The sequence below is a fragment of the Stutzerimonas sp. KH-1 genome (genome assembly GCF_054483855.1).
In genome coordinates, this window is record NZ_CM137011.1 from 2,466,015 (window position 1) to 2,481,248 (window position 15,234).

Sequence of the window (15,234 nt, forward strand, 5' to 3'; positions counted from 1 at the left end):
TAGGGGCGATGAATGCGGCGCAGTATACCCACCGGCACGACGCGCCGACAGTGATGCGATTCAGACCGGCGGCGCCACTGCCGCGTTCCTTTTCACGCTGTTGTCACACGGCTTTGCGATAACGGCGACATGCCAATCATCATGAGTGCAGACCATCATGCGCCAGCTCATTTCCCTGTTGCGCCGCCGCCCGCCTCGCCATTTCGCCCTGCTGGATGAACATGGCCGCTGCCGCATGCTGCTCAGCAGCGTCTGCAAGCCTGAGGGCGTCGCCTGGGTCGAGGTCGAGGAAGCTCGCCTGAGCTGGATTGGCCAGCCGCTTCCCGCCGAGAGCCTGCGCGCGGCGTGATGCGCAGGTAAACCCGGAGGCACAAAAAAGCCCCGTACGTTCGGTACGGGGCTTTTTTCGCTTCAGCGCAGCTGGTCAGTAGGTCAGGCCGAGGCGCTTGTCCGCCATCTGGCTGATCTCACGATAGGCTGCCGCGTCGTTCTGCAGCGTGGCTTCGCGTGCCGGGAACATTTCCTGCAGCTTGCTCGACCAGGCCTGCGAGCGGTACTGCTCGGGGAAGCAGCGCTCGAGCAGATCGAGCATGATGGACACAGTCACCGAAGCACCCGGCGATGCGCCGAGCAGCGCGGCGATGGTGCCGTCCTTCGCTGCGACCAGTTCGGTGCCGAACTGCAGAATGCCGCCCTTCTTCGGGTCCTTCTTGATGATCTGCACGCGCTGGCCGGCAATCTCCAGGCGCCAGTCTTCGGCCTTGGCCTCGGGATAGAAGCCGCGCAGCGTTTCCAGGCGATCCTCCATGGACTGCATCACTTCCTTGATCAGGTAGCGGGTCAGGTCCATGTTGTCGCGCGCCACGGCCATCATCGGGCCAATGTTGCTCGGACGAATCGACAGCGGCAGGTCCATGAACGAACCGCGCTTGAGGAACTTGGTGGTAAAGCCGGCATAGGGTCCGAACAGCAGGGACTTCTTGCCGGCGACGACGCGGGTATCGAGGTGCGGCACCGACATCGGCGGCGCGCCGACCGCGGCCAGGCTGTAGACCTTGGCCTGGTGCTGCTTGACGATTTCCTGGTTGTCGCAGCGCAGCCACTGGCCGCTGACCGGGAAGCCGCCGAAGCCCTTGCCTTCCTCGATACCGGACATCTGCAGCAGCGGCAGCGCAGCGCCGCCAGCACCCAGGAAAACGAAGCCGGCCTGCACCTGGCGCGAGTCGCCGGTGCGGGTGTTCTTGATGTCGACCTTCCAGCCGCTGGCCGTGCGATCGAGGCCAGTGACCTTCTGGTTGTAGGACACCTTGACGCCACCGCTGCGCGACAGATAGCCAAGCAGTTGGCTGGTCACCGCACCGAAGTTGACGTCGGTGCCGTTCATGGCGCGCGTCGCGGCGATCGGCTCGCTCGGATCGCGGCCCGGCATCATCAGCGGCATCCACTCGGCCAGAGTCGCGCGATCCTCGCTGTATTCCATGTCCGCGAAGGCGTGATGGGTCTTCAGCGCATCGAAGCGACGCTTGAGATAGTCGATGTTCTTGCTGCCGCGCACGAAGCTCAGGTGCGGCACGGCATTGATGAAATCACGCGGGGAGCCGAAGCCTTCACGGTCGGCGAGGTAGGCCCAGAACTGCTTGGAGACCTCGAACTGCGTGTTGATCAGCACGGCCTTCTTGATGTCGATCGCGCCGTCTTTGCTGTCGGGGGTGTAGTTCAGCTCGCAAAGTCCGGCGTGACCGGTACCCGCGTTGTTCCACGGGTTGGAGCTTTCGATGGCTCCGGACTCCTGCAGCTCGACGATTTCCAGCTTGATATTGGGATCGAGTTCCTTGAGCAGTACCGCCAGGGTCGCGCTCATGATGCCGGCTCCCACCAGCACCATATCCACTGCTTCGCTATCGTGTTGCGTCATCAACGCGTTCTCCAGAATCACAGCATTAAACTGTCGAGACCGCAGTACGCGGCCCCGTAAAACCCACCAGCCAGACGGTCAGGCACGGAGCATGTGCCTGGACCGCTGCTCGGGAACATGTGCCCGAGAACAGGCAGCCACAGGCTGCCTGCCAGCTGTCGGAAGGGCGGCTTTTGGCCTCCTTCCTCTCGCTGCCGTCCCTCCGGAGCGGGCCTTACCCAATGCTCAACGGCTGACGCGGCGAGAAAAAACGATTGCGAATCTGTTGCCGAGCCTGATCGTCGTCGCGCTTCGTGTGGCGCACACAGGCGATCCGATGCGTTCGATACGAAACAGCGACCGGCGGTTCAGTCGCGCATGGCTTCGATCAGCTCGATATAGGGCCTGGCCTGACGCTGGTCGGCAACCAGGTCGATAAAGCTCTGCCCTTTGGCATCCCGGGCGTCCAGGTCATAGCCGGCAGCCACGAAGAAGCCGAGGAAGCGTTCGAAGTCATCGATGCGCAGGCCACGATAGGCCTTGATCAGCTTGTGCAGCGAAGGGGGCGTATCGTCAGCCGGCTCAGGCTGAAGAAACAGCTTGATCGAATCGTCCGCGATCTCGTCGCCAATCACCTGTTTCTTGTCTTTACGCATGCCGCCTCCGGTCCACGGGGTCTCACGGGGGCGGCAGTTTACTCCTCGCAGCCGGCTCACTCAACGCGCCAGACCTGCTTGCGACCAAGGTCGTACATCGCCTGGCCACCATCGCGAGCGATTGTTCGTCACAAATAACAAGTGGTATCTGGCGCCTATAATGGCGCCCTCGCCTACAAGGAGCGTTCCGCACATGAAGTTCCCCCCTCTGTTTGCGGCATGGCGGCAGGCCCTGAGCCTGGGATACGGAGCCCGCGCGTTGCGCGGAGACATCAGTGCCGGCTTGACCGTCGGCATCATCGCCATCCCGCTGGCCATGGCGCTGGCGATCGCAGTCGGCGTGGCACCCCAGCACGGCCTGTACACGGTGCTGGTGGCTGCTCCGCTGATCGCACTGACCGGGGGCTCGCGCTTCAACGTTTCAGGGCCGACGGCGGCGTTCGTGGTGATCCTGTTGCCGATCACCCAGCAGTTCGGCCTTGGCGGGCTGCTGCTGTGCACCATGCTTGCCGGCCTGATCCTGATCACCCTCGGCCTGCTGCGCGCCGGCCGCCTGATCGCCTTCATCCCCTACCCCGTTACCCTCGGCTTTACCGCGGGCATCGGTATCGTCATCGCTACCTTGCAGATCAAAGACCTGTTCGGCCTGATCCTCACCGAGCAGCCGCAGCATTACGTCGAGCAGGTCGGCCTGGTGCTGCGCTCACTGCCCGACGCACATATGGGCGATGCGCTGGTGGCGGCGATCTGTCTGGCGCTGTTGATCATCTGGCCGCGCTGGGTGCCGAAGGTGCCCGGTCATCTGGTGGCGCTGACCGTCGGCGCGCTGGCAGGTTTGCTGCTGGAATCGTCCGGATTGTCAGTGGCGACCCTTGGCGAACGGTTCAGCTATACCCTGGACGGCGTCACCCACCCCGGCATTCCGCCATTCCTGCCTGATTTCGCCTGGCCCTGGCTGCTGCCCGGAGCGGACGGCCAGCCCCTGGAACTGAGCTACGAACTGTTCCGTGAACTGCTGGCGCCAGCCTTCGCCATCGCCATGCTCGGCGCCATCGAATCGCTGCTCTGCGCCGTAGTGGCCGACGGCATGACCGGCAGCAACCACGAGCCCAACGGCGAGCTGATCGGTCAAGGCCTCGGCAATCTGGTTGCGCCACTGTTCGGCGGCATCACCGCGACCGCAGCCATCGCCCGCAGCGCGACCAATGTCAGAGCCGGCGCGTTTTCGCCGCTGGCCTCGATTATCCACGCCGGCGTGGTACTGGTGGCGATCCTCTGGCTGGCGCCGCTGTTCAGCTACCTGCCGATGGCAGCGCTGGCAGCGCTGCTGGTGATGGTGGCCTGGAACATGAGCGAGGCGCCGCACGTGATGCATGTGCTGCGCATCGCGCCGCGCAGCGACGTGCTGGTGTTGCTGACCTGCCTGATTCTCACGGTACTGTTCGACATGGTGCTGGCCGTGGGTGTCGGCCTGCTGCTGGCGGCGGGGCTGTTCATCAAGCGCATGAGCGAGCTGACCGACACCACCACGCTCTCCCGCGAGCAGCGTCGCGTGCTTCAGGACATGCCCGAACATGTCGCCACCTATGCCATTCGCGGCCCGCTGTTCTTTGGCGCTGCGGAAAAGGCGCTGGGCGCGCTGCGGCGCTTCAATCCCGAGGTCAAGGTGGTGATCGTCGACATCAGCGCCGTGCCGATGCTGGACATGACCGCGTTGGCCGCATTGGAAAACGTGCTGGTGGATTACCGCAGGCTGGGCGTCACCCTCATCCTCAGCGGCAGCAGTGCGCAGGTCCGGCTGAAGCTGCGCCGTGCCGGCATCCATCGCCTGCAGGGGCATCTGCTGTACGTGCGCAATCTCAGTCAGGCGCGGGAAAAAGCGCTGCGCCTGTTGCGACCGGAGCCAGACGCGGCCCCGGCCTGACGATCCGCCGGCAGCCCGGCGGACGCTCATACGGAGGACGGTCAGCCGGCATACTTCTGCAGGTTGGCCATCATCTCCTTCAGCGCTTCGATGTTGTCGGCCGGATGCGCCGCGTTCTCGAAATTGCAGATCTGCTGCCATTGCGCCGCGACGTCCTCGGCATCGAACCCGGCCTTCGGATCGAAGCCCACACCAAGGCTGCGCTCCCAACGTACCTTGCCCATCCAGCCGCCACCCACTTCGAACAGGCCGCCGGTGTCCTGACACTGTTCGCTGCCCAGGTAGACGACCAGCGGGCTGACCAGCTCCGGCTTCAGCTGCTCGAACACCTGGGGCGGGATCAGCCCCTCGGTCATCCGGGTACCACCGGTAGGCGCAATGGCATTGACCAGCACGTTGTTCTTGCGTCCTTCCAGCGCCAGGGTACGGGTCAGGCCGTACAGACCGAGTTTGGCCATGCCGTAGTTGGACTGACCGAAGTTACCGTAGATGCCGGAGGTCGAGGCGGTGAAGATCACCCGGCCATAGCCCTGCTCACGCATGTGCGACCAGGCGGCACGGGTCACCTTGTAGGAGCCCTCGACGTGCACGCGATAGACCAGATCCCAGTCGGCGTCATCCATCTTGTGGAAGGTCTTGTCACGCAGGATGCCCGCATTGTTGACCACCACGTCGATACGACCGTAGGTGTCGAGAGCCTGCTGAACGATGCGATCGCCGTCGGTGACCGAGTCATGATTGGCGACAGCCTGGCCACCGGCCTGGCGAATCTCCTCGACCACCCGATCGGCCGCGGAACTGTTCGCGCCCTCGCCCTGGGTACTGCCGCCCAGGTCGTTGACCACCACCCTGGCGCCATGGCGGGCGAACAGCAGCGCATGGGCGCGCCCCAGCCCACCGCCGGCCCCGGTCACGATCACGACCTTGTCTTCGAAGCGGATGGCATCAGTCATATGCGAACTCCCTCAGCGGTTTCTTGTTGGATGAGATGCGAGGACCGGAGTGTTCAACAGGCCTTGGCGCCGTCACAAGCAATCCGCCAGAAATGAATGCCGCGGCATAAGGGCTGGGGATGACCCGTCCTGATCAGTCATGGACCTGAGCGGATTTCACCCAGCATCGTCTCGGCCACGCCGTTAGCCGCCTGCGGCTTTGTTTACCCAAACAACTCACAGAGTTTTCCACAGCTTTCGTGGATAACCGGGGGCGATCCAACCGCGGGATATCATGGCCCTCGACTTTGACAAAACTCTCGTCAAGCCTTCTGCAATGCGGCCTGCAGTCGCACAGCACATGGTTGGGCAAAAAACGTACTAGCCGCCCCATGCCTTGCTGCGCTTCGCTTGCAGCCAGCCTTCCCAAGGTTATCCACAGAGTCACGCACATAATTCGGGGACAACCGCAGCATAGACATGGCGCTATCGCCGTAATGGCCAAAAACTAAGAGCAACGCCGGCGCATGGGTCGTAGCATGAGTCCGTCAACGAAGCGAGGAGGACCCACCATGTTCAGCCACAGCCTGTTCGAGCGTCTGTTCGCCAATTACGCTTCGGCTGCCGCAGGGTGCTGAGCGACCGCTAAGTGTCATTTCCTGGCGCTCGATCCAAGACGTCGGTCTCCCTTGGCCCGCGGGGCATGGCGGCGTAACCTTCGCTGCCAGCCCCAACCAGCGGAGTAGCCGATGTCCCTTCGTTCCATCTGTGTTTTCTGCGGCGCCAGCCGCGGTACCAATCCCGTCTATGAACAAGCCGCCCAGGAGCTCGGCCGCACCCTGGCCGCCAACGGTATCCGCCTCGTCTACGGCGGCGGTGCCGTCGGCCTGATGGGGGTGGTCGCGGATGCCACCATGGCGGCCGGTGGCGAGGTCATCGGCATTATTCCGCAGAGCCTGAAGGACGCCGAAGTCGGCCACACTGGCCTAACCCGATTGGAAGTCGTCGACGGCATGCATGCGCGCAAGGCACGCATGGCCGAACTGGCGGACGCCTTTATCGCCCTGCCCGGCGGGCTGGGAACACTGGAAGAATTGTTCGAGGTCTGGACCTGGGGCCAGCTTGGCTACCATCCCAAGCCGCTTGGCCTGCTGGATGTACATCACTTCTACAGCAAGCTCAGCCACTTCCTCGATCACTTGGTGGAAGAGGGCTTCGTCCGCAGTCCACACCGCGAGATGCTGCAGCGCAGCGACGATCCACAGGCTCTCATCCAGCTGCTCGAGGCGTGGCAGCCTCCAGCGCACAGTCGCTGGGCAAAGGCTGCTCCCCGCTGAGCGGATACGGCTGATCAAAATCCAACCAGCGCGCTGCAGGCCAGGGCACCACTGGTCTGCAGCGCAGCGCCCCCATGTTATCCACATGAGCATCCACAATAGCCGTGGATAAATCTCTGCTAGCGTCCATCGTCCTAGCCCGCGGCAGCCTCAAAGCCCTCGCGCAAGCGCTTGAGGCAATACTGCTCAAATCCTGAACAGTTCGCCCGAACGCTTGTCCGGCAGGCATTACAGAAGACAACTCAGCGGTTATCCACAGCATCGCGCACAGCTATCGTGGATAAGCCAGACGAACCAATTCCATACTCAGCACTCAACTGGACGACATGCGCCGTGGCTTGCCGGCGCCGATCAGAAAACCAACCTTCGCTGGAGGCACCTATGAGCTGGCTCGCCCTGACGCTGGTGGCGTTCCTCTGTTTCGTGCTGGTGTTCTTCGTCAAGAATCGCCAGCTCAACCATCCGGCACTGCAGTATCCCTATCGCCTGAAGGACCCGGTGTTCTCTCCGGCAGAACGTGAACTATTCGAGATGCTGCAACGCACCGTCGGCCAGACGTACCTGATTCTGCCCAAGGTCGGCGTCGCCGAGGTCGTCGAGGTGACCGCCATAGCCCGGCGAGCTTACTGGTATCGGGCCACCAACCGCATCGCAGCGGCACGTTTCGACTTCCTGCTGTGCGACAGCCAGACACTCCAGCCCGTCTGTGCGGTCGATCTGGACGATACCGACGATGAATTCAGGGAGCGGTTATGCAGTACCGTCGGCCTGCCGCGAGTTCGTTTGCCAGCGGACAAGACCAGCTCCTACACCGCGGTGCACGAGGCGATCATGGCCGCCATCGAAGCCTGAGCGACCACTGGCGGGAATGACTCGGGAACCGGACGGTCACAACCGTGCGCGGCGTCGCTCACGCCGCGCCGTATCACAGCGGATTCATTCCGCGTTTCGCCCACCGTCCACGAGTCATGCCATGAAATACGCATTCCCCCTACTTCTCTCGCTTGCCGCATTCCCGGCGCTGGCGAATGACCAGGCTTGTCAGGCCACCGACGAAAAGCAGATTGCCGCGCTGTTCGACCGCTGGAATGCAGATGTGCAATCCGGCGATCCGCAGCGGGTAGTCGAAAACTACGCTCAGAACTCGATGCTGCTGCCAACGGTATCCAACACGCCGCGGGAAACGCCGGAAGCCAAACGGGATTACTTCAAGCACTTCCTGGCATTGAAGCCCAAGGGCGAGATCGTCTCGCGGATGATCATGATCGATTGCAACACTGCGCTGGACACAGGGTTGTACAGCTTCAGACTGGGTGACGGCAATACGGTCCCGGCGCGCTATACCTTTACCTACAAATGGGTCGATGAGGCTGGCGAGTGGTTGATTACCAGCCACCATTCCTCAGCCATGCCACAAAAGGCGGAGGCCGCACAGCAGGCCCCCACCACCGCCCACTGAGTGCACCCTGGTCGGCCGGCGCTGTCCGGCCGAACCACTTGATGGAGGCCAGGGGTATCGAGTCAGTAGCGCGTATGCAGCACTCCCGACATGCCTGATACTTCAGGCAGGCACGTCGCTTTAGAACGAGTCACTCATGCGCCTCAGAGCCTTGCTGTCAAACCTGTTCGACCTGGCAAGCCGGCTGATCCGGCGCTACCCAGGCACCTTCGCGCTGTTCGGGTTCATTTCCGGAGTCGCCAGTTTCGTGCTGGTCGAACGGCATGCCGGGCTGGCCAAGGTTATCGCGTTCATCATGCTGATCAGCTGGCTCTGGCTGGTGCTGGAGTCCAGTCTGCGACGCAGCCTGCAACGCTGGTTCGGCTGGCAGGTGCCGCCCCCTCTGTTGCGCTATGCGACGCAGATGGTGCACCAGGAAAGCCTGTTCTTCATCATTCCGTTCTTCGCCATCACCACCACCTGGAACAGCGGCCAGGCGCTGTTCACCGGCTTGCTCGGGGCGGCGGCACTGGTCTCGCTGATCGATCCGCTTTATTACCGATGGCTCGCCCCGAGGCGCTGGGTGTATCTCGGCTTCCATGCGCTGACGCTCTTCGCGGTGCTGCTCACGGCCTTGCCGATCATCTTCCACCTGTCGACGCCGCAGAGCTACCAACTGGCGCTTGCGGTGGCGGTGCTCCTGGCGCTACCCAGCCTCAGCGGGCTTTTTCCTCGTTGGCGCTGGCGCAACGTGCCGGGCGTCCTGCTGCTGGCGGTAGCGGTCGGCGCAGCCGGATGGCTGGGGCGCACCTGGGTCCCGCCGGCAACGCTCTGGCTGACCGATGTCGCCGTGACCATGAGCCTCGATGATCGCCAACGCAAGCCCGGCAAAGGCCTGCGAGAGGTCAGTACCACCGAACTGAGCATCAACGGCCTGTACGCCTACACCGCGATCAACGCGCCACGGGGTCTGAAGGAGCGCATCTATCACGAATGGACGCACAACGGCCGTCGCGTTGACCGGATCGCTCTAGACATCAGCGGCGGCCGTGAGGCCGGCTATCGGGCATGGACACACAAGCGCAACTTTCCCGCGCAGCCCGCGGGCCGCTGGCGCGTTCGCGTCGTCACCGAAGCCGGCCAGATGATCGGCATGCTGCGCTTCCGTGTCACCGAGTAGCGAACCCCCGGCCACTGCCGCGACTCCATATCAGGACCAGCGTGGCATGGAGAAGGACATGGAATGGTGGGCGATCGTCTCCAGTACCGTAACCGCGGAGTTTTCCGATATCACCGACCTGGGGGATGCGACACGGGTCAGCAGCCGCCTGCTGATCGCCTCCTTGCTGGGGGGCCTGCTCGGCTACGAAAGGGAACTCAAGCGCAAGGCCGCCGGCTTGCGTACACACATGCTGGTTGCCCTGGGTGCCGCGCTGTTCGTGCTGGTGCCAGTCCAGGTCGGCATGTCGCCGGAAGACATCTCCCGCGTCATTCAGGGGCTTGTCACCGGCATTGGCTTTCTCGGCGCAGGCACCATCCTCAAGGGCAATTCGGCCGAGGATGTGAAGGGGCTGACTACCGCTGCCGGTATCTGGCTGACTGCAGCGATCGGCGTCGCCGTCGGCCTGGGACACGAGGCCACGGCGGTGCTGAGCACCCTGCTGGCGCTCGCGATTTTCGTGCTGATGCCACGCCTGGAACGGCACTCCGCCCGACGCGCAGCACGCAAGCGACGCGAGGCCAATCGCGCGCCCTGACCGGCCATCGTTCAACCGAGGATCACTCAATGCTGTTCCATACACGGATCGTCACGCTGCTTCTCAGCGCCCTCCTCCTTGGCGGCTGCAGCGAAACCGCCAAGCTGCCGGTGGAAAGCGGTTATGGCCCGACACCGGCTCTGCCCGAGCCGAACAAGACGCTGCTGCCCACGGTTCATATCGCCCCGGCCAAGGGCTGGCCATCCGGCGCCAAGCCGCAGGCCGCGCCCGGTCTGCGCGTCGAAGCATTCGCCACGGAGCTGGACCATCCACGCTGGCTGTACGTGCTTCCCAATGGGGATGTGCTGGTGGCCGAAAGCGACGCCCCACCGAAGCAGGAGAGCCAGGGCCTGCGTGGCTGGATCGCCAAGAAGATCATGGCGCGCGCCGGCTCGGGTGGACCAAGCGCCAATCGCATCACCCTGCTGCGAGACAGCGACGGTGACGGCGTGCCGGAAGTGCGCACCACCTTCCTCGAAAACCTAAATTCGCCGTTTGGCATGGCGCTGATCGGCGACAGCTTCTATGTGGCCAACACCGATGCCCTGCTGCGCTACCCCTACGAACAGGGTGCTCACCGCATCACAGCGCCCGCGCAAAAGGTAGTGGACCTGCCCGCGGGCCCGATCAACCATCACTGGACCAAGAACGTCATCGCCAGCCGGGACGGCTCGCGGCTGTACGTCACCAGCGGCTCCAACAGCAATGTGGCGGAGAACGGCATGGCCGCCGAGGTCAACCGCGCCGCGATACTGGAAGTCGACCCACAGGCTGGCACGCTGCGGATGTTCGCCTCCGGCCTGCGCAACCCCAACGGCCTGGCCTGGCACCCTGAAACCGGCGCTCTCTGGACCACCGTCAACGAGCGTGACGAGATCGGCAGTGATCTGGTTCCGGACTACATGACCTCGGTCCAGGACGGCGGCTTCTATGGCTGGCCCTACAGCTACTTCGGCCAGCATGTCGATGTTCGGGTCAAACCGCAGCGACCGGATCTGGTCGAACGCGCCATCGTCCCGGACTACGCGCTCGGCGCGCATACCGCCTCCCTCGGGCTCGCCTTCTACGAGGGCAGGCTGCTGCCATCACGCTACCTGCACGGCGCATTCGTTGGACAGCACGGCTCATGGAACCGCAGGCCCCGTAGCGGCTACAAGGTGGTGTTCATTCCCTTTCGCGATGGTAAGCCGGCCGGGCAGGCAGAAGACGTGCTGAGCGGCTTCGTCAACGCCGCGGGCGAAGCCATGGGCCGGCCCGTCGGCGTCGCGGTGGACCGGCACGGCGCGCTGCTGGTTGCCGATGACGTGGGTGACGTCATCTGGCGCGTCACTCCAGACGACCGCCGAGCCGCCGATGCGTCGCCACGTTGAACCTTGCGAGGCGCCCGATGGCCATAAAAGCATGACCGTCCGGCCTGAGGCTCTCACATGTTCAAGCGCACCCTTTTCTTCATCGCTCCGCTGGCTCTGTTGATCGGCTGCTCCGGCAACGTGCAGAACCCCGTCGACCGAATCACCTATCGCGACGAGCCGCTGGTACGGGACGTGGAAACCGGCATGACGCAGGCGCGCGTGCTCAGCATCGGCGGTGAGCCGTCCCGGGCTACGGCACGCACCGTGGTACCGGGCCTGTGTCACGACTACATCCTCAACCGGGACGGCAAGCAGCAGCCCTATTACGTCAGTTTCGACAGTGCCGGCCGGGTGGATGGCCAGGGTTTCCTGACCTGCAAGCAGCTCGAGGAAAACCAGCGCAACCTGCGTCGCTGAGGCTCGCATTCACGTCCAAGCACAGTGGTAGATGCCAGAGGAGGTTTCACCATGCCCCGTGGAGACAAATCCAAGTACACCGACAAGCAGCAGCGCAAGGCTGAGCACATCGAGGAAAGCTACGAGGAGCGTGGCGTCTCGGAGAAAGAGGCCGAAGCACGTGCCTGGGCCACGGTCAACAAGCAGTCCGGTGGCGGTGAACGCAAGGGCGGTTCCGGCAAGGGCAAGAGCGAAACGGCCAAGCGCGCCGACCGCAAGGATTCGGCCCATCGCGCCGCAGATGCGCGCAAGGGCAAATCGCCCAACAAGGGCTCGGCACGCGGCTCAGGTTCGTCCAGCACCAGCCTTGCCGACATGACCCGCGACCAGCTGATGGAAAAGGCTCGCGAGCGCGACATTCGTGGCCGCTCGAAGATGCGCAAGGACGAGTTGCTGAAGGCGCTAAGCTGATGATCTCAATCGAGACCAGCCAACAGCCTCCAGTGCCGGCACCGGGCAATCCCAAGCGCGAGGACCCAGACGAGCCGGTGCCCATCGACGAGCCCGGCCCTGGCCAGTCCGAACCGGAGCGTCCGCCACCGGAACAGGTGGCGGGCTAAACTTTTCGCCAGCATCCCGATCTCAATTGGCGAACCGTGAAGCACTGCACAGGGTGCATAGACCAGGAGATGGCGATGAGTTACGTACAACTGAGCGACAAACAGAGCCTGCGCGAACGGGCCCGTCAACACGTCGAGAATGGCGCGGTCACCGAGAGCTATTCGGCCGACCGCGAGGTGGTGATCAACCTGCTGAACGAGGCGCTGGCCACCGAGCTGGTCTGTTACCTGCGCTACAAGCGTCACTACTACATGGCGACCGGACTGAAATCCAGCGTCGCCGCCGCCGAGTTCCTCGAGCACGCCAATGAGGAGCAGGAGCACGCCGATCGCCTGGCCGAGCGGATCGTTCAGCTGGGTGGCGAGCCCGACTTCAATCCTGACAGCCTCACCGAACGCGCCCATGCGCAGTACGCCGAGGGCAATGGCCTGCGCGACATGGTCTTCGAGAACCTGGTGGCCGAACGCATTGCCATCGACAGCTATCGCGAGATCGTCCAGTACATCGGCGACAAGGACCCTACCACTCGGCGCATCTTCGAAGACATCCTGGCGCAGGAAGAGGAGCATGCCGACGACTTGGCCGGCCTGCTGGACGGCATGAACTGAACCGCGATCCGCCGGCTCGCATGCCAGCTGCGTTACAGAATAAAAAAAGGCCACCCGAGGGTGGCCTTGAATTTAGGAAGAGAGGTACAGCTTAGCCGGCTGCCACCGGACGCATGTAGGAGATCGGTGCGGTCTGCGGGTCATCGAAGGTCACCAGTTCCCACGCATCCTTCTGTGCCATCAGGGTGCGCAGCAAACGGTTATTCAACGCGTGACCGGATTTATAGCCGCGGAATTCGCCGATCAGGCTGGTGCCCAGCAAGTACAGATCACCGATGGCATCGAGAATCTTGTGCTTCACGAACTCGTCCTCGTAGCGCAGGCCGTCTTCGTTGAGCACACTGGTTTCGTCCACCACGATGGCGTTCTCGACGCTGCCGCCCAGAGCCAGGTTGTGCGAGCGGAGGAACTCGATGTCACGCATGAACCCGAAGGTACGTGCACGGCTGACTTCCTTGACGAAGGAAGTGCTCGAGAAGTCCACACTGGCGGTCTGGGTGCGACCCTTGAATACCGGGTGATCGAAATCGATCTCGAAGCTCACCTTGAAGCCGTCGAAAGGTAGGAAGGTCGCGCGCTTGTCGCCCTCCTCGACCGTCACTTCACGCTTGATGCGGATGAACTTCTTGTGGGCGTCCTGCTCCTGCAGGCCGGCGGATTGAATCAGGAATACGAAAGGCCCAGCGCTGCCGTCCATGATCGGCACTTCCGACGCGGAGAGTTCGACGTAGGCGTTGTCGATCCCCAGGCCGGCCATTGCCGAAAGCAGATGCTCCACTGTGTCGACCTTGACGTCACCGTTGACCAGCGTTGTGGACATGGTGGTTTCGCCAACATTCTCGGCCCGCGCGGGAATCTCCACAGGCGGGTTGAGGTCGGTGCGACAGAACACGATCCCGGTGTCCACCGGTGCCGGTTTCAGGGTGAGATAAACCTTCTCTCCCGAATGCAAGCCGACGCCGGTGGCGCGAATGATGTTCTTCAGGGTGCGTTGTCTGATCATGGCCTTTTGCTTCGCTGTAGCACTAGTTGCGAATAGTTTTCAACAATTGGCGGCGATAATAGCAGATGCCAACTTTGCTGAACACCAATCACAACAATACTCCTGATAACTTCAATCAATCGGCCTGACGACGCAGGAACGCCGGAATATCCAAATAATCCAGATCCTCCTGTGGGTTCAGTTTGGCCGCGGTGGCCGCCGCATGAGCCTGGTTGCGCATGACCGTCGGGCGCTCCAGATCGCGGTAGTTCACGGCAGCCTGCTCCTGCTGACGCGGGGCCGGCGCCGAGGCGGCAACGGTCTGCACCGTGTTGTCGATGACCTTCACCGGCTTTTCGTTACGCGGACCCAGGCCGGTGGCGACCACGGTGACATGCAGCTCGTCGGCCATGTCCGGATCGATCACGGCGCCAACCTTGACGGTGGCTTCATCGGAAGCGAAGGCCTCGATGATCTCACCCACTGCGGCGTATTCGCCGAGCGACAGGTCCAGACCAGCGGTGATATTGACCAGAATGCCACGTGCGCCCTGCAGGTTGACGTCTTCCAGCAGCGGGTTGCGAATGGCCGCTTCGGTCGCTTCACGCGCGCGGTTCGGGCCGGTGGAGCAACCGGTGCCCATCATGGCCATGCCCATTTCGCCCATGACGGTCTTCACGTCGGCGAAGTCGACGTTCATCAGGCCCGGACGCTGCATGATGTCGGAAATGCCACGTACCGCGCCGGTGAGCACGTCGTCAGCCTTGGCGAAAGCAGCCAGCAGGCTCGCGTCCTTGCCGAGGATAGTCAGCAACTTCTCGTTGGGAATGGTGATCAGCGAGTCGACGCACTCGGACAGCGCACGGATGCCCTCGTCGGCAACCTGCATGCGACGGCGGCCTTCGAACGGGAACGGACGGGTGACCACAGCGACGGTCAGGATGCCCATTTCCTTGGCGACCGAGGCGATGATCGGCGCAGCACCGGTACCGGTACCGCCACCCATGCCGGTGGTGATGAACACCATGTCCGCACCTTCCAGTACTTCGGCGATGCGCTCACGATCTTCCATCGCGGCCTGGCGGCCGATGTCTGGGTTGGTGCCAGCGCCCAGGCCCTTGGTGATGGCCGAGCCGAGCTGCAGCACGGTACGCGCTTCGATTTTCTTCAGCGCCTGCGCATCGGTGTTGGCACAGATGAATTCGACGCCTTCGACGTTGTTGCGAACCATGTGGTTCACGGCATTGCCGCCACCACCACCAACGCCGATGACCTTGATGACTGCACTTTGCGGGGTATGATCTACGAGTTCGAACATTTCCCTCTCTCCTTCCAGC

17 protein-coding genes are annotated in these 15,234 nt (G+C 63.0%); 12 read left to right on the plus strand and 5 right to left on the minus strand.

Annotation, left to right across the window (positions count from 1 at the left end; translation table 11 throughout):
- Nucleotides 1–157: 157 nt before the first annotated feature.
- A complete protein-coding gene (locus ACX1DW_RS11910; RefSeq protein WP_044316279.1) occupies nucleotides 158–349 on the plus strand; it encodes a hypothetical protein in 192 nt (63 codons plus the stop codon).
- 75 nt (nucleotides 350–424) lie between these two features.
- On the opposite strand, the gene mqo is transcribed toward ACX1DW_RS11910, so the two are convergent.
- Nucleotides 425–1,915: a malate dehydrogenase (quinone) gene (mqo, locus tag ACX1DW_RS11915; RefSeq protein WP_458991629.1), complete on the minus strand. Its 1,491-nt coding sequence runs from the start codon at nucleotides 1,913–1,915 to the stop codon at nucleotides 425–427.
- Between the two features lie 347 nt (nucleotides 1,916–2,262).
- Nucleotides 2,263–2,550 (minus strand): PA4642 family protein, encoded by a 288-nt coding sequence (locus ACX1DW_RS11920; protein WP_044316277.1) that lies wholly within the window; start codon nucleotides 2,548–2,550, stop codon nucleotides 2,263–2,265.
- A 193-nt stretch (nucleotides 2,551–2,743) separates the two neighbouring features.
- On the opposite strand from ACX1DW_RS11920, the gene dauA reads away from it, so the two are divergent.
- Nucleotides 2,744–4,474, plus strand: coding sequence for a C4-dicarboxylic acid transporter DauA (gene dauA, locus ACX1DW_RS11925; RefSeq protein WP_102840612.1), 1,731 nt, complete (start codon nucleotides 2,744–2,746; stop codon nucleotides 4,472–4,474).
- Between the two features lie 41 nt (nucleotides 4,475–4,515).
- On the opposite strand, the gene ACX1DW_RS11930 is transcribed toward dauA, so the two are convergent.
- Nucleotides 4,516–5,427 carry an SDR family oxidoreductase gene (locus ACX1DW_RS11930; RefSeq protein ID WP_102840611.1) on the minus strand — a complete coding sequence of 304 codons (912 nt, stop codon included), beginning with the start codon at nucleotides 5,425–5,427 and terminating at the stop codon, nucleotides 4,516–4,518.
- Between the two features lie 728 nt (nucleotides 5,428–6,155).
- Between ACX1DW_RS11930 and ACX1DW_RS11935 the strand changes: the two genes are divergently transcribed.
- From ACX1DW_RS11935 to ACX1DW_RS11980, 10 genes are all read left to right on the plus strand, one after another.
- Complete coding sequence (locus ACX1DW_RS11935) at nucleotides 6,156–6,743, plus strand: LOG family protein (protein ID WP_102840610.1); 588 nt, start codon at nucleotides 6,156–6,158, stop codon at nucleotides 6,741–6,743.
- Nucleotides 6,744–7,124: 381 nt separating this feature from the next.
- Entirely contained in the window at nucleotides 7,125–7,595 is a 471-nt protein-coding gene (locus tag ACX1DW_RS11940; RefSeq protein ID WP_110777944.1) for a DUF2726 domain-containing protein, read from the plus strand.
- A gap of 121 nt (nucleotides 7,596–7,716) precedes the next feature.
- A complete protein-coding gene (locus tag ACX1DW_RS11945) occupies nucleotides 7,717–8,202 on the plus strand; it encodes an SgcJ/EcaC family oxidoreductase (RefSeq protein WP_458991630.1) in 486 nt (161 codons plus the stop codon).
- A 136-nt stretch (nucleotides 8,203–8,338) separates the two neighbouring features.
- Nucleotides 8,339–9,361, plus strand: a complete 1,023-nt coding sequence (locus ACX1DW_RS11950; protein WP_200600108.1) for a DUF5924 family protein — start codon at nucleotides 8,339–8,341, stop codon at nucleotides 9,359–9,361.
- 58 nt (nucleotides 9,362–9,419) lie between these two features.
- Complete coding sequence (locus ACX1DW_RS11955; protein WP_110779018.1) at nucleotides 9,420–9,938, plus strand: MgtC/SapB family protein; 519 nt, start codon at nucleotides 9,420–9,422, stop codon at nucleotides 9,936–9,938.
- A gap of 29 nt (nucleotides 9,939–9,967) precedes the next feature.
- Nucleotides 9,968–11,308: a PQQ-dependent sugar dehydrogenase gene (locus ACX1DW_RS11960; RefSeq protein ID WP_200600111.1), complete on the plus strand. Its 1,341-nt coding sequence runs from the start codon at nucleotides 9,968–9,970 to the stop codon at nucleotides 11,306–11,308.
- A gap of 57 nt (nucleotides 11,309–11,365) precedes the next feature.
- Nucleotides 11,366–11,707, plus strand: coding sequence for an osmotically-inducible lipoprotein OsmE (osmE, locus tag ACX1DW_RS11965; RefSeq protein WP_014595977.1), 342 nt, complete (start codon nucleotides 11,366–11,368; stop codon nucleotides 11,705–11,707).
- Between the two features lie 51 nt (nucleotides 11,708–11,758).
- Entirely contained in the window at nucleotides 11,759–12,157 is a 399-nt protein-coding gene (locus ACX1DW_RS11970) for a Rho termination factor N-terminal domain-containing protein (RefSeq protein WP_013981970.1), read from the plus strand.
- Complete coding sequence (locus ACX1DW_RS11975) at nucleotides 12,157–12,306, plus strand: hypothetical protein (RefSeq protein WP_013981969.1); 150 nt, start codon at nucleotides 12,157–12,159, stop codon at nucleotides 12,304–12,306. The genes ACX1DW_RS11970 and ACX1DW_RS11975 overlap by 1 nt, the downstream gene beginning before the upstream one ends.
- Before the next feature lie 75 nt (nucleotides 12,307–12,381).
- Nucleotides 12,382–12,915: a ferritin-like domain-containing protein gene (locus ACX1DW_RS11980; protein ID WP_011912275.1), complete on the plus strand. Its 534-nt coding sequence runs from the start codon at nucleotides 12,382–12,384 to the stop codon at nucleotides 12,913–12,915.
- A 91-nt stretch (nucleotides 12,916–13,006) separates the two neighbouring features.
- Here the strand turns inward: ACX1DW_RS11980 and lpxC are convergent, their stop codons facing one another.
- Complete coding sequence (gene lpxC / locus ACX1DW_RS11985) at nucleotides 13,007–13,918, minus strand: UDP-3-O-acyl-N-acetylglucosamine deacetylase (RefSeq protein ID WP_013981967.1); 912 nt, start codon at nucleotides 13,916–13,918, stop codon at nucleotides 13,007–13,009.
- Nucleotides 13,919–14,033: 115 nt separating this feature from the next.
- Nucleotides 14,034–15,215 carry a cell division protein FtsZ gene (ftsZ, locus tag ACX1DW_RS11990; protein WP_063544521.1) on the minus strand — a complete coding sequence of 394 codons (1,182 nt, stop codon included), beginning with the start codon at nucleotides 15,213–15,215 and terminating at the stop codon, nucleotides 14,034–14,036.
- Nucleotides 15,216–15,234: the final 19 nt, after the last annotated feature.